This window comes from Ruegeria sp. CDSC052 (assembly GCF_059610685.1).
The window spans coordinates 254,510-275,872 of record NZ_JBXWOB010000003.1; the positions used below are offsets into that span (position 1 = coordinate 254,510).

At 55.0% G+C, this 21,363-nt stretch carries 12 protein-coding genes; 7 read left to right on the plus strand and 5 right to left on the minus strand.

Features of this window, described 5'->3' with window-relative positions; translation table 11 throughout:
- Positions 1–7 precede the first annotated feature (7 nt).
- Positions 8–1,414, minus strand: a complete 1,407-nt coding sequence (locus AC2FIM_RS08505; RefSeq protein WP_496676931.1) for a YfcC family protein — start codon at positions 1,412–1,414, stop codon at positions 8–10.
- Positions 1,415–1,840: 426 nt separating this feature from the next.
- Between AC2FIM_RS08505 and AC2FIM_RS08510 the strand changes: the two genes are divergently transcribed.
- Together AC2FIM_RS08510 and AC2FIM_RS08515 are read left to right on the plus strand one after the other, a co-directional pair.
- Positions 1,841–3,580, plus strand: coding sequence for a type I secretion system permease/ATPase (locus AC2FIM_RS08510; RefSeq protein ID WP_416383920.1), 1,740 nt, complete (start codon positions 1,841–1,843; stop codon positions 3,578–3,580).
- Positions 3,580–4,896, plus strand: a complete 1,317-nt coding sequence (locus AC2FIM_RS08515) for an HlyD family type I secretion periplasmic adaptor subunit (RefSeq protein ID WP_496731922.1) — start codon at positions 3,580–3,582, stop codon at positions 4,894–4,896. The genes AC2FIM_RS08510 and AC2FIM_RS08515 overlap by 1 nt, the downstream gene beginning before the upstream one ends.
- A 12-nt stretch (positions 4,897–4,908) precedes the next feature.
- Here the strand turns inward: AC2FIM_RS08515 and AC2FIM_RS08520 are convergent, their stop codons facing one another.
- Complete coding sequence (locus AC2FIM_RS08520; protein WP_496676925.1) at positions 4,909–6,960, minus strand: beta-propeller fold lactonase family protein; 2,052 nt, start codon at positions 6,958–6,960, stop codon at positions 4,909–4,911.
- Positions 6,961–7,103: 143 nt separating this feature from the next.
- Here AC2FIM_RS08520 and AC2FIM_RS08525 point away from each other — a divergent pair, with 143 nt between their 5' ends.
- The 5 genes from AC2FIM_RS08525 to AC2FIM_RS08545 all read left to right on the plus strand — a co-directional run bounded on the left by AC2FIM_RS08525 (position 7,104) and on the right by AC2FIM_RS08545 (position 16,657).
- Positions 7,104–11,003 carry a beta strand repeat-containing protein gene (locus tag AC2FIM_RS08525; protein ID WP_496676922.1) on the plus strand — a complete coding sequence of 1,300 codons (3,900 nt, stop codon included), beginning with the start codon at positions 7,104–7,106 and terminating at the stop codon, positions 11,001–11,003.
- 60 nt (positions 11,004–11,063) lie between these two features.
- Entirely contained in the window at positions 11,064–11,858 is a 795-nt protein-coding gene (locus AC2FIM_RS08530; protein WP_271948974.1) for a SapC family protein, read from the plus strand.
- Between the two features lie 137 nt (positions 11,859–11,995).
- Complete coding sequence (locus tag AC2FIM_RS08535) at positions 11,996–13,219, plus strand: TolC family protein (RefSeq protein ID WP_271948977.1); 1,224 nt, start codon at positions 11,996–11,998, stop codon at positions 13,217–13,219.
- Entirely contained in the window at positions 13,216–15,363 is a 2,148-nt protein-coding gene (locus AC2FIM_RS08540) for a type I secretion system permease/ATPase (protein ID WP_271948980.1), read from the plus strand. Before AC2FIM_RS08535 ends, AC2FIM_RS08540 begins: the two co-directional genes overlap by 4 nt.
- A gap of 52 nt (positions 15,364–15,415) precedes the next feature.
- Positions 15,416–16,657, plus strand: coding sequence for an HlyD family type I secretion periplasmic adaptor subunit (locus AC2FIM_RS08545; protein WP_496676917.1), 1,242 nt, complete (start codon positions 15,416–15,418; stop codon positions 16,655–16,657).
- 77 nt (positions 16,658–16,734) lie between these two features.
- Here AC2FIM_RS08545 and AC2FIM_RS08550 read toward each other — a convergent pair whose 3' ends face one another.
- The 3 genes from AC2FIM_RS08550 to AC2FIM_RS08560 form a co-directional block, all read right to left on the minus strand.
- Positions 16,735–18,501: an ABC transporter ATP-binding protein gene (locus tag AC2FIM_RS08550; protein WP_281995122.1), complete on the minus strand. Its 1,767-nt coding sequence runs from the start codon at positions 18,499–18,501 to the stop codon at positions 16,735–16,737.
- Positions 18,502–18,753: 252 nt separating this feature from the next.
- Positions 18,754–19,455 carry a response regulator transcription factor gene (locus tag AC2FIM_RS08555; RefSeq protein WP_142636417.1) on the minus strand — a complete coding sequence of 234 codons (702 nt, stop codon included), beginning with the start codon at positions 19,453–19,455 and terminating at the stop codon, positions 18,754–18,756.
- Entirely contained in the window at positions 19,455–21,320 is a 1,866-nt protein-coding gene (locus AC2FIM_RS08560) for a PAS-domain containing protein (RefSeq protein ID WP_271948990.1), read from the minus strand. The genes AC2FIM_RS08555 and AC2FIM_RS08560 overlap by 1 nt, the downstream gene beginning before the upstream one ends.
- Positions 21,321–21,363 lie beyond the last annotated feature (43 nt).

Here is a 21,363-nt window from a genome sequence, read left to right on the forward strand (position 1 = left end):
TGCGACCTCATGCCAACGCGGAAAGGCTGAGCCCGGCCATGATGATGACGATCAGGATCAGTAAAAGCGGCCAAATGAACCTGAGCCAGCGTTCATAGGGCACACGCCCCAGGGCAAGCCCGCCCATGACCACCGCAAAGGTGGGGTTAATCAGGTTCACCAAACCGCTGGCTGACTGATAGGCCGTCACGACCAAGGACCGTTCTACGCCGGAAAAGTCTGCTAGCGGCGCCATGATCGGCATGGTCAGAACCGCCAGGCCCGAGGATGACGGGACGAGGAAGGACAACAGCCCCTGCAAGGCGAACATCGCATTGATAAAGGCCACTTTGCCCAAACCATCCACGGCACCTTCGGCCCAATACAAAATGGTATCTGTGATGCTTCCTGCGTCCATGACCACTACGATCCCGCGTGCGATCCCGATCACCAGCGCAACGCCCAGCAAATCCCGGGCACCGTCAACGAAGGTCGAGGTGAACTCCTCTTCCCCGATCCGTGCGATCAATCCCACGACTATCGAGGACACAATGAACAGGCCGGACATCTCGGCCATCCACCAGCCTCCTGCCGCGACACCCCAGATCATCACGCCAAAGCTGGCCGCAAAGATCAAAAGGATCAGCCCATGCATACTCGTAAAGGTCGGAGCTTCACCGCCCGTGCGGCCACCTTTGAGGAAATGCGCCTCATTGCTTTCGCGCTTGTCGGCAACGAAGGACAGATCCGGATCGGCTTTGACCTTGGCTGCATATCGCATGACAAAAACCACACAAGCCAACCAGCATGCCAGCAACAGCGCAAAGCGCAGCATTATGCCATTGGTGAAGGGCACCCCCGCCGCATCCGAGGCGATGACTGTGGCAAACGGGTTAATCGTCGATCCCAGCGTGCCAACCCCCGCCCCCAGCATGATGATGGCCACACCCACTACCGCGTCATAGCGCGCGGCAATCATCACTGGGATGATCAGCGCGTAAAAAGCCAGTGACTCTTCGGCCATGCCATAGATTGTGCCCCCCGCAGCAAAGAAGGCCATCAAGATGGGGATCATCCATTTCTCGCGCCCCTTCAGACGCACCATTGCGCGCGCAATCCCGGCGTCAATCGCCCCGGTTCGCGTTACAACTCCCAAAAAACCGCCAATCACCAGCACAAAAAGTGCAACATCAATCGCCCGCGCTTCATAACTGACAGGGTCATAGAACCCCCCGATAGGGGCCAGTACGACATCATAGAACCCCTGCGGATTGGGCTCGACAACCTGATAGCTGCCCGGTACCGGAACATCGCGTCCCAGGGCTTCGTTAGCGACGCGGTCATATTGGCCAGCGGGAACAAACCAGGTTGCAATGGCGACCAGTGCTATCAACGCAAACAGAATTGTATATGCAGTTGGAAACTTGAGCTTCATGTCATCAAACTCCTAAAAGAGCTGAGATTGGGTTTCGAAACTTCCGGTCTCTTCATACAGTCTCAATATGAGATTTCTAAGGATGAATGACCCCGAGGCGACCTGAACGGTTCTACATGAACGCCATTCGCTGGCGCTGCGCATTGACCTGCATCAATAGAATTCAGGCTGACGCCGGATTCAGGTTCGTCAGTTTTTGCTTTCCTACAGATCGTAAGTTGCTCATCTGAGTGCAGCGGTTAGCACCTTGCGATCCATCGCCCCAGTCTGGCAGAAACCCGCTTGAGACTGTGGTGATCATGTTGACATATCAGCCCATTTCCCTGAACCGGTAAGTCGCACATTTGCATTAGGCTTACCAAAGGCTAATGTGCAAGAAATTAAGGCGCAAATGCCCGTATCGAACAGTAACCCAAGGCTAACAACGTGAGCTCTGAAATTCCCAGGTCCCTGCCTGCCAGACATGAGTTGCGCAAGGTGCGCAACAAGGGGCTGTCATTTCTGGCACTGGCCTTCCTGTTCAGCATCTTTGTCAACCTGCTGATGCTGACGGGGCCTTTATTCATGCTGCAGGTTTATGACCGGGTCCTTGCCTCTCGGGCGGTTGAAACCCTCACGGCGCTGTTTCTGATTGTCGCTCTATTATATAGCCTTATGGCCATGCTGGATTTTGCGCGAGGACGTATCGTTGCGCGGTTCGGAGCGAGGTTCCAGTCGCAACTGGACGAGCGGGTGTTCGAGGCAACGCTGCGAAAATCTCTTGTTCCGCAGGCCCGTGCAGCCCCAGCCACTGCCTTGCGCGACCTTGAGGCAATCCAGAACCTGTGTTCCTCACCTGTTTTGCTGGCCGTAATGGATATCCCCTGGACACCGGTTTTTCTGGCAGCAATCTTCCTATTCCACCCGATGCTTGGATGGCTTGCGGTTGCGGGTGGCGCGATCCTGATTGTCATCGCTCTGCTTAATCAGGCGCTCACTCATAGAAAGGTTGCCGCTGCACAGCAGGCCTCGGCGCGGGCAGGCTCATTCTCGGAACATGCCAGACAAGCCGCAGAAGTTGTCCGCTCGCAAGGAATGCAGCACGACATCTCGCAACGCTGGCTGACCCAGAGGACCGATGCGCTGAGACAGACCATCTCGGCCAGCGATTGGACCGGAAGCTTTACCTCATTAACCAAGTCGATGCGGCTGTTCTTGCAATCTGCCATGCTGGCATTGGGAGCTTTGCTGGTTTTAAGAAACGAACTGTCCCCTGGGGCAATGATTGCAGGGTCCATCCTGCTTGGGCGCGCATTGGCCCCGGTCGAGCAGGCGGTGGGCCAATGGGCATTGGTGGAGCGTGCGCGATCTGCGTGGATTTCACTGAACCGATTCCTGGACACCACCCCGCCCGAGCCGGACCGGACCAAATTGCCTGTACCAGATGCGCGCCTGATCGCCAAAGGACTGACCGTTGTACCACCCGGCGCCGATTTACCGACACTCAGGAACGTTTCACTGAAACTAGAACCGGGCAAAGCTTTGGGCGTGATCGGCAAAAGCGGGTCAGGAAAATCCACGCTTGCCAAGGCCCTGTTAGGATTGTGGAAACCGGCCGTTGGCGAAATCAGGCTTGGAGGCGCTACACTGGATCAATACGGGACTGATGATTTGGGCCAACACATCGGCTATCTGCCGCAGGAAGTCACTTTGTTCAACGGAACAGTGACCGAAAACATCGCCCGGATGTCCCAAAACCCGGATTCGGAAGCGGTCATCGCTGCAGCCAAGAAAGCCAAGGCTCATGACCTGATCCTGACATTGGAAAAGGGGTACGACACGTTTCTGGAAGGCAATGACAGTCAACTGTCGGGTGGCCAAAAGCAACGTATTGCTCTGGCGCGCGCTTTGTATGGAGATCCTGTCCTGCTGATCCTGGACGAGCCGAACTCGGCTCTGGATGCTGATGGCACTGAGGCATTGAACACCGCTATCCGAGAACTGAAGGCCGCGGGCAAATCAGCCATCATCATGACGCACCGACCACAGGCCATTTCGGAATGCGACGATCTTGCTGTTGTTGAAAATGGCCAGGTCGTGAAATCCGGCAGCCGCGATGAGGTGCTAAGCGCCATGGTTCAGAACGCAAATGCGATCAAAAAAGGTCTGGCACGGGTGGGTGAGTAATGCAAAAGCCCAATCATAATGATACGCGCCCTGTTTGGCGCATTACATTTCCTGCTCTGGTCGGGTTTCTCGCACTGGCTATTTTAATCGGCGGGTTGGGCTTTTGGGCGGTGCAGACCAGGCTGGCAGGCGCCATTGTATCGCAGGGCGTCATCGAAGTTCAAAGCAACCGCCAGGTAGTCGAGCATCCAGACGGTGGCGTGGTCGGCGAGATTTTTGTGCGCGACGGTGATTCCGTCACCGGCGGCGACATTCTGTTACGTCTGGATGACACGTTTCTGACCTCGGAAAAGACCATCATTGAGGCGCAGCTGTTTGAATTACTCGTCCGAAAGGCACGGCTTCAGGCCGAACGCGATGGCACTGATCTGACTGTTTTGACATCCGCGCTGAACGACGTACAGAAACAAGAAGACATTGACCCTGAGCTGATCGCCGGCCAGCAACGCCTGTTCGAGGCACGTCTGAATACCCTAAATCAGCAGACTCAGCAGTTGAGCAAGCAACGCATTCAGATAGAAAGCGAGATCGAGGGCACCTTGGCGCAACTGGTCTCGCTGCGCCGTCAGGTCGATCTGATACAGGAGGAGCTGCAGGACCAGCAAAGCCTGCTTCAACGCGGCCTGACACAAGCCAGTCGGGTATCCGCCTTGCAACGCGAAGAAGCCAGCCTGACAGGTGAAATAGGCAGGCTCGAAGCGGCTGCCGCGCGGCTCAAAGGCCAAATCGCGGCAACCGAGATCAAGATTGTAGAACTGCAGGCGACACGCCGCGAAGAAGCAATCACCGCCCTACGCGATGCGCAATCGAAAATCGCGGAACTGTCTGAACGCAGGCTCTCGTTGGCTGTTCGTCTATCGCGGCTGGATATTAGGGCGCCGGTTTCCGGTACAGTCTATGGAAGCCAGGTGTTTGCACTGCATTCGGTAGTGCAACCGGCAGAACCGATGATGTATGTCGTACCGCAGGAAATTCCTCTGCTGATCGCCGCTCGCGTAGATGCGATTCATGTGGACCAAGTGTATATTGGGCAGCCCGCCCTCCTGCGATTTCCCGCCTTCAACCAACGCGAAACCCCCGAAATCGAAGGGCATGTTGTCACGATTTCTGCCGATACGTTCACTGATGAGAACACCGGACACACATTTTATCGCGCTGAAATGTTACCTGATGCCAACCAGATCGAGCGCCTGAACGGGCAACGCCTTGTACCCGGCATGCCAGTCGAAGCGATGATCAAGACGGACGAGCGATCCCCGTTTTCATATCTGATAAAACCGATGGCCGATTACTTTAACAGGGCCTTCCGGGAATAGATTCCGTCGTCTTTAAACCGCTTCGAGATTGCCCAACAGGATCGAAGTCATGTCAGTCGTGATCACTCCGTCTACCGCGACGACATCGACACCGGTTTCGTAGGTCACGTTTGAACTTGTGATCCCCGACAAATCGGCATCTGCGTCCAGAAACACCCACTCTGCCTCATGCGCTGTGGGCAATCCGACGGCGATCTGCAAGATAGCCAGCGCATCCAGAGCGTTGATGAGGCCATCTTGATTTATATCGGCCGCAATCAGGTTTTCCGGTGCTGCCTGCCCCCATGTCGGGTCCAGTCCCACGGAAAGTCGCAAGACCTGCAATGCGTCCAGAGCGGTGATCTCGCCGGTCCCAGCCGAATAGGACTTTATGATATCCAGTTCACCGATAAATGTGCCCGAAGGCAGATCCAGATCGAACCTCCCTTCATCGTCGGCTTGGACACTAACCGCGCCGCCCCCTTCCGGGTTGAAACGTATTTCAGCGTTTGACAGGCCGGGATTTGCAGCTTGTGAATCAATGGTAATATCCCCTTGAATGCCTGCCGAACTGTCCGGGTCGAGCCCGCCCAAACCGTTCAAATCCACCGGAATATGGTCTGGTCCGCCAAATCCGGCGCCAAAGACATCTGAACTGGTCAGCGGAGCACCTGACGCCGAAAACACCTGAACCACATTATCCAGATACTCGATCTGCGCACCTTGCACGGTGGACGTAAAAGTGAGCTGTCCAGGTGAGCGCAGAAATGGATAGTCAAACAGATCCAGCCTGTCCGATCCGACTTCAAAATCGGTAATCGTTGTCATCGCGGTTCCGGTCTGCATCACAAAGATATCAGACCCGGAACCGCCGGTCATCGTAGTGGCCCCAATCCCCGCTATCAGGATGTCATCGCCGCCGCCGCCAAGTAGAGAGGCATCAAGGATGCTGCCACTGAGCATATCGTTCTGCGCGGTGCCAGTGACTGTCCCATAACCGTCCGCGACGATACCCAGGTCAGCGACCGAAAAAGTAAGCTGCGTCAACCCAGCCTCTTCTTGTGAGGCCGCAAAGATCTGAATTTCGTCCCCGACATGGGCCACGCTGAGCGATTCGACATTTTGCAGCCCGGTGCTCAACGTATCGGCAAAACTGTCCAGATAGACCAGTTGACCATCCGGTGTCAGGGTAAACAGTGTCACCCCATCATCGCCTCCCCCGGCCACGACAAACACCTGACCATTCACTTCGACCACGGCCAGGTCCTGAGCCGATTCAAAGCGGGTATTCAGTGTATCCAGGACATGATCGGTGGGTATCAACCGGCCATCACCAGACAGCTCCATGACGCTGATCGTGTTGCTTTCGCTGCCAGCAACGATGACCCAGGATTGGCCATGCGCCTGCACAATTTCGACGGCCGTTGGGGCGCCAATGCCCAAGGTCGAGACCCCATCGCCGGAATCTGCGAGGCTCAAGGTTCCCGCGCTGCTGTCCACCAAATAGGTCGTTATCGAATTGCTGGTGGCGTCGGCTGCGACGACAAAATGATCCGACCCGGAGTGAGCGGTCTGGATCGAGTCGGCCTGACCTGCAACGGCCCCTGCAAAGGTCAGTGAGCCATCTGAGCCGACCGTATAGGTCGAAATCAACCCGCTGCCCTCTTGCGCCACGGCCAGAATGTCGACCGATCCAAAGGAAACCTGCACTAAGGCCGAATAGCCACCCCCACCGCTCAGGGTCCCGGTTTCCTGTAATTCTCCGATAGATCCGTCTGGAAGGATTTCGTAGCTGACAAGGCCGGCTGCGGACCTGACATCCAGAACGATGTGATCGCCCCCCAACAGAGAAACCGTTACCCCGGAACGTCCAACTGTGCCCGAGATTGTACCACTGAAATATTCTATGTCTTGCTGCTGGGGAACCGCGCCTTCGACGAGGTGCCATACAACAATGCCCCCTCCCTGTCCGGTCAGGCTGTACAGATACGTTTCCCCGTTAAACGTTTCTAAAGCCGTATCGCCGATACCTGAATCGAGCGCTGCGCTCCCTGTTGCAACTACTCCGCCGAACTGAAGCATCATACCAAATCACCCCACGCCAAAATCTGGCTCTTGAACAGGATGATCTGATGCCCGGTCCAATACCAAAGCGGGATTGTGGTGAAAACGAGGAGTTCGGTTTCAGTTTAACACAATTTTTTCTGGTCCGACCGCATGAACATCCGATGGGCAACACACATGAACAAAACGTGGCTGCCCATGATTTCAGCGCGGAAACAGCATGTGAGGGCAAGATGACCAAAACACCTGATATGACACGCAATCCTGCAAGTACCCGGCCCGATGCGGGTCAGCGGCAACAGATACGCAAGTGGATCGACAACAAAATGCGCCGCTGGGTCGGGCGCGGCATCGCAGGCAGCCTAAGTTCGGCCTTGCTTGCCCTTCCTGCGTTGGCACAGGCCACGACCGAAGAACTGGACACCTTCCAATTCGCTGATGCGATTCCCGGCGTTAACAGCGCAAAGCTACTGGCAAATGGCGATGTTCTTCTCAAATTGGAAGATGGGCGCACGATTTTGGTCTCGGCAGAGAATGTTCATATCCTGGATGGCGGCTCCATCATGATTGCCGAAGATGCGGCGGCGGAAATCGCGCAATTCGCACTGGCCGCCGAAGCCGGGGGAGCCGCAGCAGCCGCTGGCGGCGTTAGCGGCGCCGGTGCTGTTTTGGGGGGCCTTGGTCTGGCGGGTGCAGCCGCAGCAGGAGGAGGTGGTGGCGGTGGCGGTGGAGATGACGAGGCTCCGGCGCCCGCGCCGGATATCCAAAGCCTGAACCTTGCTGGTCTGCAAGCGAACGCATTGAACAGCGCCAGCGCAAACCTGATGGCACCGACCGGAACCACAACGGTCGAGGTGACAATCGGGTCACTGACCAAGACGGCAACGCCCAATCCAGATGGCAGTTGGAGTATTTCCCTTACGGCGGTTGAGGCGGCTAGCCTTCCTCAAGGTGTGACAACAGTCACCGTCCGCAACCTGGATGGAGCGGGTGAGGAAGTATCGGTCGAAACGGTAAGATTTGATGTGGACACTCTTCCACCGACGGTCAGCATTACGGGCTTTTCGGTCGGGGCCATTCTGAATGCCGCCGAGCAAGCGACTGATCTTACAATCTCGGGCACTTCTGACGCCGAGAGAGGTCAAACAGTAACGGTATCTGTAAACGGGCAGACTTATACTGGGACAGTGAATGGCGGCGGCCACTGGAGTGTTACCGTGCCAGCCACAGACCTGGCCGCCCTGCCTGACGGGGTGACCGTTTCAGTGACTGCCGATGTCGACGACCGCGCGGGTAATCCGGCGGTACAGACAAGCGCAAGCTTTGACACAGACTTTAGCGCTCCAACGATCACGCTTGATCCGGTCTCTGGCGGCTCGATCGGCCTGGGGGACATTAGCTCTGATCTGGTTGTGTCCGGGTCAACGTCCGCCACAGACGGTCAGACGGTCACTGTGACGTTCGATGGCCAAGCATATACCGGCACCGTGTCAGGCGGTACTTGGAGTGTCACCATACCCAGCGGCGACCTCGGCTCGCTTTCCACCGGAATTCCGGCCACGGTAAGTGTTGTCGTAGATGATGTGGCAGGAAACCCATCGGTACCGGTCACCGCCTCGGTTCCGGTCGATCTGACGGGACCCTCGGTGAATATCGCGCCATTGTCAGTTGGCGCGGTCATCAACGCTGCCGAAACCGCCTCCGACCTGACCATCAGTGGCACAACAGGAAATGTTCAGGACGGCCAGGTGGTGACAGTCACCCTGGATGGACAAACCTACACCGGTTCAGTCAGCGGCGGCAGTTGGAGCGTCACCGTCCCTGCAAGCGATCTTGCATCGCTGGCAGATGGGGGCGATTTCACGATCACGGCGGATGTGCTTGACACAGACGGCCTATCTGCACCGCAGGCAAGTGTCCCGCTTTCGAAAGATGCCACCGCGCCGACTGTAAGCATCGACAACTTTTCCGACGGCGCTGTCATGAATGCAGCCGAACAGGGCACTGATCTGACAATCTCTGGAACAACGAACGCTGAGGATGGTCAAACCGTAACCGTTTCCATGAATGGGCAGGACTACACCGCAACCGCCTCTGGCGGTACCTGGTCGGCGACCGTCCCGGCGATAGATCTTGCTGCCCTGTCCGATGCAGCAACCGTCAATGTTACCGCAGATGTCTCGGACGCGGCTGGAAACCCTGCCCTGCAGGCCATCGGCAGTTTCACAACGGATTTCACAGCACCGGCGGTCTCTATCACCGGGTTGTCGGATGGGGCTGTCATGAACGCCGCGGAACAAGGAACCGACCTTACAGTGTCCGGAACCTCTGATACGGCAGATGGCACGGTTGTGACCGTAGAAATCGTTCGGCAGGACGGCACAGTTGACGTCACCGGCACGGCGACCGTAACGGGCGGGTCCTGGACCTATACCGCCTCAGCCGCGGATTTGGCCGGACTTCAGGATAGCGAAACCTACGATGTCGAGGCATCTGCTTCGGATGCGGCTGGGAACACAACAGCGACATCAACCAGTTTTGACACAGACTATACAGCACCAGCGGTCACCATCGACCCTCTTTCGGTCGGGTCAGAGCTGGATGTATCCGAAAAAGATAGTGACCTGACGATCACCGGGACTACGGATGCCGCCGATGGGGAAACGGTTACAGTCACACTGAACGGGCAGTCCTATACAGGCACCGCCTCAAGTGGCACCTGGTCAGCAATCGTTCCGTCCGGTGACTTGGGAGCGTTGGCAGACAGCACAACCTTCCAGGTTTCAGCGACGGTTACGGATTCCGCCGGCAACATCTCTACCGCCGCCGCCACCCCGTTAGCCACGGATTTCCGGCCTGTCCTGACAATCAATGACACCGGAACAAACGGTGCCGTTTCATTGAATGACGCCCAAAATTCAGGAGTCGTTGTCTCTGGCACGTCAATAGGCCTTGCCGCAGGCGAGGCTGTAGATGTGACGTTGAATTCCATGTCAGTCGGAACCGCTACGGTCGGTGCCGACGGAACCTGGACACTGTTGGTAAGTGTTGCGACCTTTGCATCAGTCGAGGCGGGGGATGATCTGGACTTTGGCGCAGAGGTATCTGTGGCAGGTGGCCCTGATCCTTTGCCAGTTACGGATGAAAACACGGCCCATGAACCTGCAGCCTATGTGATCACTGAAGCCGGACAAAGTGGATCAACAGTCACATTTGAAATCTACGCAGACCCTGATACGGATCTGTCCAGCGGTCTGGCGATCACAGCCGAACTGGGTTTCGATCCCTCAGTGGTGACGTTTGACACCGGATCAGATGTCGAGAATGGGGCATTCGATTTGTTCCTGACGAACCCGGTGAGTGGATCAGCCGTCAGTTTTGCTGGCGCGGCGACCACCTATTCCGACCTGTCCCAACCCATCGTCACATTCACGATGACAGTTCTAGATGCCTCTGAACCGATTGTTCTGACGTTGACGACTCCGGATGGTGGTCCATCGGTGCTGCAGATCGGGACGTCAGGCGACGACACATTGATTGCAACCAACATCGACAACGTCATTCGTGGCCAGGACGGCGATGACACAGTGGATGTCTCAGGTGCTGGTCGGGACATTGTCGTGTTCGAGCCGGACCCAACAGCAAATGGCGTTGATACGATCACTGGCTTCACGACTGGACCCGCGACTGACACCGCTGATGCGATCATGTTCAGTGGATTGGATGTCGACAGCCTGCGCGGCGACGGAACAGGTGTGGAAACGCTTTCAGTAGGGGATGCACTAGGCGCGGACACCGGAGTGGTTGGTTTGACGACAGAGCTGAGCGATCTGACTGCTCAAACCATCGAGACAGCGGTCGAAAGCCTTACCGGCGCCGAAGCAGGTGACGAGATCTATGTCCTGGCTACGGATGGAACTGACAGTGTGCTGGTCAAGGTCGACTATTCCGCATCCGATGCGGCGACAGTCGAAACGGTGGCCCATTTCACCGGATTGGATGACCTCAGCGGGCTTACTGCTGACAATATTCTGCATACCGATCCAACCGGGGCCAGTGCCTGACGCTCGACTACGCTGCCACCCTACGCGGGTGGCAGTACTCTCGATTTTCAAGAGGTAGAAATGGCACAGAATGGCCTAGTTCCGATCAATTTCAACCGTCACAGTCATCGGTATTGGAAGCGTTTCACATCTTATGACTTTGCAGCTGAACGCACCGAGAGCGTGATCGTGGAAGAAGAGGTGCTCCAGATTGCAGCCACTTTTCCAATTGTGTTTCGCAGGACCGGCCCAGAAATTGAACCGATTGCTGTATATTCACTTCTTGCTGGTGAACCCTCGCCATTTGTTTCAACAGAAGGGCGTTGGCTGGCCAGCTATATTCCGTCCGAACTGCGCAGCCACCCCTTTTCGTGCCGCCGAATGGATAACGGCAGCACCTTTCAGCTGGTGGTAGATGAAGGTTCAGGCCTGTTGACCGAAGAGTGCTCTGACAATCCCTTTTTTTCAACTCCGGATACGCTCGGCACTGAATTGAAAGAAGTTCAAAACTTCTTGAAAGCGCGCGCAACCTCTCAGATTAGAACAACCGAAATTTGCAAAATGATAGACGCCTTTGGGCTGTTTGAGCCCCTGAGCGGTAATTTGGAATTCGGCTCTGCACATAACTGGTTGCAAATCAACTCTGCACGCCTGGAACAGCTATCGGCAAAACGCAAATTGGAACTGGTCGAAACAAAAGGCTTACGCCTGATCTATGGCCATCAGGCTTCATTATCCAATCTCAGATGGCTTTTTCAGGCGCAAAAGCAGATTTCCCAGGCCGGTGCATCTGTAAAATACACCGAAAATTCAGAACTTACCGGTTTCATGAATGCATTCGCCCAAGCCCAAACCGATGACGTAATCTGGTCCTAATGAAGTGTGAATGACAAATGCCCACATGCGGTCGCTTTTTGAGTTTTCTGATTTCTGCTCTCTCTTTCAGCATAGTATCGGCCTGTACCCAACCACCTGACATTGCCGGTGTCGAGGCTTCTTTTTCAACCGGGGCCGTGGGTTTCCGCACACATGAACCATCTCAGAAACTGACCACCAGTTCCTTTGGCAAGCGCGTACGGCACGCTGTCGAGACCAGCCCCAACCTCGCGCGATCTATGTCCGCGCTGGATGTGGCGGTAGCCAATCACGACGCGGCAAAAGGGGCCTTTCTTCCGCAGGTTTCACTTGGAATCAACGCCAGATCCGAGCGGGTAGACTCGGACACAGCCGACGTGACCCCTTATCTGCGGATCTCACAGCTCGTTTATGACGGGGGGGCCGCATCCGGTGATTTGACTGCTGCAAAAGCACGGGTTTTTGAAAGTCGCAGCGGCCAGTTATCAACAGCCTCGGCAACCGCTCTGGCTGCGATTGAGGTCTATATAGTGGTCTTGGATTTACGGAAAATCCTGGATATTTCGGTGAAAAATGTGGAAGTCCACCAACAGCTCGTTCAACAAATTTCCGAGAGGGCTGCATTAGGCGCTGGTTCGAACGCCGATGTATTGACAGCGCGGTCGCGGATGGCCGATGCACGGACGCGACTGGCGGATGCAAAAGCCAGAGTGGACCTCGCAGATGCCCGGTTTCGTGAAGTTTTTGGCAGCCCGTCAGGTGATCTTCAACCCCCAGTCAAAGCGCCGACGATCTCACAATCGGATCATAGTATCGTAACGGGAAGCCTGCAGATTCGACGTTCGGAAGCGGCCCTGCTTGCCGCCAAGGCAGAACGTTCTGCCGCTTTGGCACGCCGTCAACCCGGCGTGAATGTTTCGGCATTTGCGGATCGCGATGATAGCAATGACGCAAATTTCGGGGTCGACCTGTCCTTCAATTATGAGCTGGACTCTACTGGACAGCGCCGTGCCACCATCACCGCGGCTGAAGCCAAAGTTCGCGAAGCGGAATTCGTTCATCAATCCCTAACGCGAGAAATACAAAGAGAGCTGGACACAATTCGCACTGACCAAATTGCTGGAGCACAACGGCTTAAAGAGGCGCGAATAGCTGCGCAGGCGAATGCTGACAGTGTTGCAGCGGCGCGCGCGCAATTCACAATCGGACGACGCAGTCTGATCGAAATCCTTGACGCACAGCGCGACTATGTGAATGCGCAGGAAAGACTTATCCTAGCCGAACAGAACTATTTCCTGACAGACTACGCAATCCTTAGTTTGACTGGTGACATCCTGGATCTCCTTGGGATTTCAATCAGTTCCGTTGAGGGTTCTCAATGAAACAATTGACACCTGCCTTCGCAACGCCCGAATTATCGTGCTTTGAAAAATGTCTGATGCACGCTGCGGCCCATCTTGACTGTCCAATCACTTTTGCCGGGATTCTCGCGGCCCAAACAGGGTCGAACGGAGAGCTTACAATCCGCGATTCATTGGAACTGGCACGGCGTGTTGGGATCCAGGCGGGATACGGAAGAAGGGCTTTGTCAGCTTTTGACAACACTTTGGTTCCTGCGTTGTTGATTCTTGAAGGGGGAAGATCCGTTGTGTTTCATGGCCGAACCTCAAATGGTCGGGTTCTGATCTATGATCCAGAGGTTGGTTCGGAAATAGGTGAAATTCAGCAAACCGATCTATCAGATGTCTATACAGGGTTTGCGATCCTGCTGCGGCGCAATCACCGTGAGGATTTAGCCACGGGGTCCAGTTCTGCTTCGGGCCACTGGTTTTGGTCCGCCATGACGGCAAATCGTTGGTCTTACACTCAGGTTGCGCTTGCGGCGGCGTTGGCAAATCTGCTTGGTCTATCTACCTCGGTCTTTATCATGGTCGTCTATGACCGTGTTTTGCCAAACGAAGCCACAGAATCTCTGATTGCTTTGACAGCAGGTGTTGGGATCGCGCTGCTTTTTGATTTCGTACTCAAACTTCTGCGGGCAGGATTCATAGATCGGGCTGGCCAGAAAGCAGATATTTCGATGGGCCGTAGAGTCTTTGACCAGGTCCTCAACATTCGCATGAAGGCGCGCACAGGTTCGACAGGAGCCATGGCCAGCACCATTCGTGAATTTGAAACACTCCGTGAGTTTTTCACATCCGCCACCTTGGTGGCAGTCGTGGATCTACCCTTCATAGCATTGTTTGTCTTTGTCATTTACTTGGTCGGTGGCCCACTTGCACTTGTTCCAGCTCTGGCTGTGCCTGTCGTTTTGCTAGCAGGCATCATCGTGCAACCTATACTTTCTCGCCTTGCCGAGAAAAGCTTCACCGATGGTCAATCCAAGCAATCGGTTCTGGTCGAAACTGTATCCGGGTTGGAGACCATAAAAACGACAGCGGCGGCCCGGCCCATGAGGTCGCGGTGGGAGGCTGCCATACAGCTTCAGTCATCACATGGCGCGCGCAGCAGGGCAGTGACTCAATTTGCCTTGAATCTGACCGGATTTACCCAACAGGCCGCCCAGGTCCTTATCGTTTTCTACGGTGTTTTTCTTGTGATGGATGGTCAGGCAAGCATGGGCGCGCTTGTTGCTTCGGTCATGTTGACCGGGCGGGCTCTTGCGCCACTTGGGCAACTGGCACAGACCCTGACACGGGTTAATCAGGCCCGAAATGCCTATCAAAACCTTAATGCCTTAATGCAGGCCGACAGTGAACGCCCCGAAGGGCGGAGCTGGATCAGTCGCGATCGCTTTGAAGGGAGATTAACCTTCGAAAATATCCAGTTTGCTTATCCCGAAAAACACGACAACGTCTTGTCCGGTGTTTCATTCACCATCTCGCCCGGAGAGAAGGTTGCAATCCTCGGTCCGATCGGCTCGGGGAAAAGCACGGTCGCGCGGCTAATGCTTGGCTTGTACGATCCAGACGCCGGGTCTGTTCAATTGGATGGGGTCGATATCAGACAAATTGATCCAGGTGATTTGCGGCGCAATATCGGCTCTGTTCTGCAAGATATTTGGCTGTTTTCCGGGTCAATCCGCGACAATATCAAAAGCGGCGCAATCAGGCCAAGGGATGAGGATCTGATTTGGGCGGGCCAAGTCGCTGGGGTCGAGGATTTTGTCTCTCGCCATCCCGGAGGCTATGACCAAAATCTGGAAGAGCGCGGTGAGGGATTGTCAGGGGGACAACGGCAGGCCATCGCCTTGGCCAGAGCCCTGATTGGTAAACCTCCGGTTCTTCTTCTCGACGAGCCAACAAGTGCCATGGACGTCAAAACCGAAGCTGAGGTCATTCAGCGGCTCAAAAAGGCGACCCCCGACACAACTATGCTGATCGTAACCCATCGAACCAGCCTATTGGAACTTGTCGATAGGGTTATCGTCATAGAGGGCGGCAAAGTACGGGTAGATGGACCAAAAAGCATACTGTCACAGCATTCCGGAAAGCAACGGAGGCATCTGAATGTCGCAGCATCATGACCTAGCCTCGCTTGCCCGGGAAATGCGAGGCGGGTCACCGGTCAGGAGTTCATTGCTTCTCTTGGTAATCCTGACTTTCTTGGCGGCTGCAGCGTTTTGGGCCCATTTCACTGAACTTGATGATGTCACCCGTGTAGAAGGCCGCATCGTGCCGTCGGCGGATGTTCAGATGATTGAAGCTACGGAGTCCGGCATTCTGCAGTCATTGAATGTCCGAGAAGGCGAGGTTGTTGAAAAGGGGAAGTTGCTGATGGAGTTCGATACCACCCAAATCGACAGCAAGCTCAGCCAAGAGGAACAGCGTGCATATGGCTTGAGAGCCCGATCTCAGCGCCTGCAAGCTGAGATAGACGGGACCGAGCTGACATTTGATACGATCCTGGTCCAAGGTGCGCCGACTGTTGTTCAGTCTGAGACAGCTCTGTTTCAAGGCCGGCGATCAGAGTTGCAGGCAGAAATCTCAATTCTGATGAGCCAACGGGAACAACGGTTAAGAGAATACGAAGAAGGGCTTGTCGATACGGTGACCGCGTCCGAGACTTTGAAAGTTCTGGCCGAGGAACGGGCAATCATTACCCCCCTAGTAGAACAGCAGATGGAACCCGCCACGACACTATTGTCATTGCGACGCAGCGAGGCTGAGTGGCAAGGCCGCCGGACCAGGGCTGAAGCCGCTACCAACCGTCTGAAGACAGGATTGGAGGAAATTGATGATCGGGTTCGGGCGACACAAAGCAGGTTTCGAAGCGCGGCTTTGACCGAACTTGCATTGGCAACTGCGGAACTGGCTACTCTGGAACCATCGCTGCCAGCCTTACGAAACAGAGCGGAACAGGCGCAGATCAGGTCGCCGGTACGCGGCATCGTAAATCGCATTCACCGCACGACCATAGGCGGTATGGCACGGAGCGGTGAGGAACTGATCGAAATTGTACCGCTGGATGAGTCTTTGTTGGTCGAAGCCTATGTCCGCCCCGAAGACATCGCATTTCTGCACCCTGAACAGTTGGTTCGGATCAAGATTACTGCCTATGATTTTGCTCGATACGGGGCCTTGGACGGGCAAATTATCCGTATCGGGGCTGATACCGTGACGCGATCTGAGCGGGACGATGAAGAAGTTTTTGTCGTGGAAATCCGGACCAACCACTCGATGTTGGATGGGAACGGAGTAGCGGTTGAAATTATTCCCGGCATGATTGCCGAAGTGGATATTCTTGCGGGCAAGAAAACCGTTTTGGACTACCTTCTGCAGCCGATTGTCAAAGTCAAAGATCAGGCCCTTCGTGAGTAGTAATTGACCGGGCCAACGCCCATTACTTCTCGATGCCGTTCAGAATCTATGTGGGGCCCCGCCCATTCTGACTGAGCTTAGGATCCCGGAAGCTTGAATTGCTGGTCAAACAGTTGGCGGAACGTCCCGTTATGTTCGATTAGCGCATCAAGGTTGCCTTGTTCGATAACTTCACCGTCTTGAACAACCATAATGGTATCTGCCTGAAGCACAGTCGAAAGCCGGTGTGCGATAACAATGGTTGTTACATTCTCGGTCAACTTGTCCAGCGCAGCCTTAACAAGCGCCTCAGATTCCGCATCCAAAGCACTGGTGGCTTCATCCAAAAGCAAAATCTCGGCATTGCGCAGAATTGCCCGCGCGATCGCCAGACGCTGTTTTTGACCTCCAGAAAGAAACGCGCCGTTTTCGCCTACCTGCGTATCGTACCCATTTGGCAGTTGTGAGATGAACACATCAGCATGGGCAGCCTTTGCGGCCTCAATCACCTCTTCATCGGTGGCACCAGGTCGCGCAAAACGAAGGTTCTCCATCACGGTTGTCGAGAACAGGAACGTGTCTTGGCCCACATAGGAGATCTTCCGGCGCAAAGAGGCAAAACTTACATCGACAAGGTTTTGGCCATCGATTTCGACCTTGCCCTGATCGGGATCATAAAACCGCATGATCAACCCAAAAATCGTGGACTTGCCACCACCGGACTGACCCACCAGAGCTGTCGTCTTGCCTGCCTCGAAGGTCAGGTTCATATCTCGGATTACTTTTTGCTCACCCTGATAGCCGAACGTCACGTTGTTTAGACGGATTTCACCCGGGCCGGATTTCAGCTTTTCAGGGTTCACGCTTTCGACCATCGGGTCTTCCTGATCGAGCAGCTCGAACATCATCCCCACTGGTACCAGGGCCGTTTCAATCACGACCCGCATTTTTGACAGGCGTTTGGCGGGTTCATAAGCCATCAAAAGGGCTGTGATGAATGACATCAGCTGACCTGCCGAAGTCGGTTCGCCGCCGGTAATATCAAGGGTACTGATGATCAGAACACCCGCAATCGCGACACCGGCCAGAAGCTCCATCAACGGGCTGGCAATCGACTGCAATCTGGAAATTGAGTTCGCCCGTTTTTCAACCGACCTGATCGCCCCATTCATACGGTCAGTCATGTTGTCTTCCAAAGCAAAGACCTTGATGACCCGAATGCCCGCAGATGTTTCCTGCAGAACCTTGATGATTTCAGACAGCGCCTTCATTTCTGACTGCATGATCGACCGCACACCTTTGAGAATGTAACGCACACTCAAAAGTGCAACGGGACCCACAAAGAAGAACAGAATAGACAGCACAGGCTCTTGGTAAATCATCACGAAAACCAGCCCGACCAGAGTCAGGGCATCGCGCACGAAACTGGTAACCATGACGTCGATGAGCCGCCGCGCGGCCTGAGCCCCATGGGTCACACGCATAAGCAGGTTGGATGATTCAGTTTCAGCAAAGAAACCAACACCGCGTTTCAGCAGCTTATTATACAACCTTTCCTGTTGCACAGCGATAATCCGATTGCCCGCACGCGCCAGAAAGATTGACTGGATATAAGAGGCGACAGCCTTACTCAAAAACAAGCCGACGACCGCTGCGGCAATCAGGTAGACTTGCGACTTCATCTCAGGCGTGGTCATCGCATTGACGATGTTCTCCATCATCCATGCGGTTCCCGCAGTTGTTGCTGCGACGACAATCATCGCCACCATGGCAACACCGTACAACCAACCCTGCTTCCGAAGACTTTCACTCAAAAGTCGACCGAGATGGCTGGATCGCCAGTTCGCTAAGGTCTCTTTGATCATTTTACGCTCCAAAACCTTTTCGAATTCGATATCTGATCACGTTTCAACCCAAGTTAGCCTTAGCCAAAGAACCGCGCGGTTGTGTTAGTTATGCCTGACTGTGCCGAGAATCCAGTGCCTGCCGACAGATTATCAATACGCGACCGACAATAACGGGGTGGCGACCGCAATATCTACTTTAACGCCCCTACGTTCCGACAGCTTATGAGCCCGTTTCACACCGAACGCCAGATGCACCCAGCTTCGTCATCATCATCGCCAGGCGACGTCGCCCAAAAAGATGTACCCTGCCCCATAGATGGTTTTAATCAATCGCGGGTTCTTAGGGTCCTCGCCCAGTTTTGTTCGCAATCGGGATATTCGCACGTCCATGGCCCGGTCAAAGCTGTCGCCCGCGCCTCCCCCGAGCGCTTCTTGCATCTGCGACCGGCTGATCAACCGTTTAGGACTATCTAGAAACAGACGTAACACCTCGGCCTCGGCGTGGCTGAACGGCGTTTCTGATCCGGAACCGTCTTCAAGAACGTAGCGGTCGAAATACGCGGTCCAGCCGTTGAATTCTGCGATCTCTGACTGAGGAGCTGGTGCCCGCGATGATCGAAGCCGCGCCCGGATACGAGCGACCACTTCGGCTGGATCAAAGGGTTTGGTGATGTAGTCATCCGCACCAAGCTCCAATCCGGTGACACGATCCTGTACCTGTGCCCGCCCCGAAATAATGATGACTGCGGCACCTTGTTCCAAAGCCAGGCGATGAACAAGTGCCAAGCCGTCTGTGTCCGGCAAAGACAGGTCGACCAGACACACATCGGGCACCACTCTTTTCAACGATGCTTCAAATTCACGAGCACGGGAAAAACTTTGAGTGCGGAACCCCGCCTCTTCCAGTGTGTCGGTCAGGATACGACGTATCTCAGGCTCATCATCTAAGATGGTTACCAGCGGTTGGTTCATCATGCGGCCTCATTTCGGATTAAGGCAGTAAGCTGCGCTTGTGTGAACGGTTTGCGCAGAACTGGTGCCAAAGCCAGTGCCTGACGATGCAGCGGGTCGGAATAAGGCAGCGATGTCATTAGAATACACGGCAAGTCAGGGTTCACTTTCTGCAAAAGGTCAAGCCCCGTCTCTGGTCCTTCCAGCCGAATGTCGGACAATATCAATGCAATGTCTTCGATCTGGTTCACCAATGAAAGCGCCTCATCGGTTGAGGTCGCCTCAATCACGGTGAACCCCATCTCCACAAGCATATCACGGAAATTCCGACGAAGTTGGCTGCTGTCTTCAACCAACAGAACCAGCCCTTCCAGCGCAGGCGGCGCGGCGCGGTATGGTAACCGAAGAACCACCATGGCGCCGCTTGGTGTATTGCGCAGGCTCAGATTTCCGCCGGTCAATTTGACCGTATCGTAAACCATGGGCAAACCCAAACCCGATCCCTTATCACCCTTTGTGGTGAAGAAAGGATTGAGTGCTTTTCCAAGCGCTTCTTCCGAAAAGCCCGGCCCTGTGTCCGAGACGGAAATCTCGATCCAGGTTCCACCAATCGTATGCGCGCTGATCGTGATCTGACCTGTTTCTCCGCACGCATCTCGCGCATTCAGCACCAGATTCAGGATGGCGTCCTGCATCATCCCCTGATCCAACATAAGTGCCACATCCGGCAATGTATTCACGACCGAAAGCCCCATGCCACGCGGCAGTGACGGCGTGGCGAGAATACGCAAATCCTCGAGCAGAGCACGCATATCCGTGGCTTTGGGTTGCGGCGTTCGGCTACCGGTCATGCCTGCTATGCGGTTCAGCAACTGCCCGCCGCGTTTAGCAGTCTGGCGCGTGGCGGCCACCAGCTTTTGTGCGCCTTCCGGCAGGTCCATTTTATCAAGCTTGGCCTGCATCCCCAGTATAATTGTCAGCAAGTTTGAGAAATCATGCGCAAGACCGCTTGTCATTTGCGCCGCCATTTCCCGGCGGCGTGTTTGTTGCAGGGCCACACGGGCTTGCGTTTCTTCAGTGATGTCGACTGACATCACATAGACACCGCCTTCGCTGTCGGGCGTGAACGAAACACGGATTCGACGTGAATCCTGACCCTCTGTGAATTCAAATACCGTGGCTTCCCCGTCGTAGGCACGGTTCAGGTTCTGTTCGATCCGCGCAAATGCGGCCGGTCCCAAAGCGTCAGAAATATGCATCCCAAGAATTTCAGAGGGACGGCCGGGCAAAACCGAACTGAGCTTGCGATTGGAATAATCGTACCGCCCATCGGCATCCAGATGCGCAATATGCGCTGGCATCATTTCGGTTGTCATCCGGGTACGGGCTTCGATTTCGGTTAACTGACGTTTTGCCTCTTCCAAAGCCGAAATGGTCGACGCTAGCTTTCTGTTGGTCGCTGCCAATTCCTCGGCCCGGGTCAACAATTCGTCCGACAATTCTTCGGAACGCGCCCGCAATAGCGCTTCGGCCTGTTTGGTATCCGTGATGTCGGTATAGACCGTTACCCATCCGCCGTTGGGCAGCGGTGCACCCTCGACCGAGATCACCTGCCCATTCGCCCTGACGCGCTCAATATAGTGCGGTTCAAATGTGAGGGCTTGACTGACCCTATGTGCGACGATGTCCTCGACATCCTCATCATGGCCATACTCGCCGATGCTCGCCAGAAAATGTATTGTGTCACGGAACAACGCACCCGGCCGGACCAGATCATCCGGAAGGTCGAACATCACCTGAAAAGGCCGGTTGCAAAGCACCAGCCGCAACTGACTGTCGTAGATCGACAACGCCTGACCGATCAGATTCAGCCCAGCTGTCGTCATTGCCTTTATCTGGTTATCTGTGATGTTCAATCTGCCCCCTCTC